A 1,053-nucleotide genomic window follows, 5' to 3' on the forward strand; every position below is an offset into this window, starting at 1 on the left:
TTGGGTGATTCTAGTTATGAGTTCTTCTGCCAAACTGGTAAAGACTTTGACACGTATTTAGCAAAACTGGGCGCGACGTCTTTTATTGACCGTATTGACTGCGATGTTGATTACGAAGCGGCAGCGGAAGAATGGCGCAAGAATGCGCTAGGTAAAGTTAAAGAGACACTATCTTCTGGCAATGAAGCGGAAATTGTTCAACTTCCTGTAGGACAAGCGGCAGCTTCACATTCTCAGTACAACAAACAAAATCCATACACAGCGACGTTCCTCACCAGCCAAAAGATCACGGGTCGAGACTCGGGTAAAGATGTTCGCCATATTGAAATCGATCTAGATGGTTCGGGTCTGACATACCAACCAGGTGATGCTTTGGGTGTGTGGTACGAAAACAGCTCTGAGCTTGCCAATCAAATTCTAGGCAAAGTTGGTTTGTCTGGTGTTGAAACAGTTGACGTTGATGGCGAAAGCTTATCTATTCACAGTGCTTTAGTGAGTAAGTTCGAGATCACGACATCTAACCCACAGCTAGTGGCTAAGTTTGCCGAGTTATCTGGCAGCAAGAAACTACAAAAGCTGGTGGAAGATAAAGACAAGCTTCGTGAGTACTCAGCCAACACTCAAATTGTTGATGTATTCGCAGAGAAGAAAACCAAACTGACCGCGGGTGAGTTGGTTGGTTTGTTGCGCCGTTTGACGCCTCGTCTTTACTCTATTGCTTCTAGCCAAGCTGAAGTGGATGAAGAAGTGCACCTTACCGTCGGGTTGGTTGAATATGACCACAATGATGAAAAACGTTACGGTGGCGCATCGAGCTTCTTAGCTCAACGTCTAGAAGAAGGCGGTGACGTAAAAGTATTTGTTGAGCACAACAATAACTTCAAACTGCCAGAAGATGATAATACACCGATCATCATGGTTGGGCCGGGCACTGGTATTGCGCCATTCCGCAGCTTTATTCAAGAGCGTGAAAACCGCGATGCTGAAGGCAAAAACTGGTTGTTCTTTGGTGATCGCACGTTCACACAAGATTTCTTGTACCAAGTGGAATGG

Annotated in this window: 1 protein-coding gene; it reads left to right on the top strand. The window is 45.5% G+C overall.

The window, feature by feature from the left end; all coding sequences use genetic code 11:
* Nucleotides 1–1,053, top strand: a 1,053-nt coding sequence (locus R7E42_RS25505) for a sulfite reductase flavoprotein subunit alpha (protein ID WP_411978990.1), incomplete at both ends; no start/stop codon positions are given.

Source organism: Vibrio sp. Vb1337 (assembly GCF_033338715.1).
In the GTDB taxonomy this organism is placed as follows: Bacteria; Pseudomonadota; Gammaproteobacteria; order Enterobacterales; family Vibrionaceae; genus Vibrio; species Vibrio alginolyticus.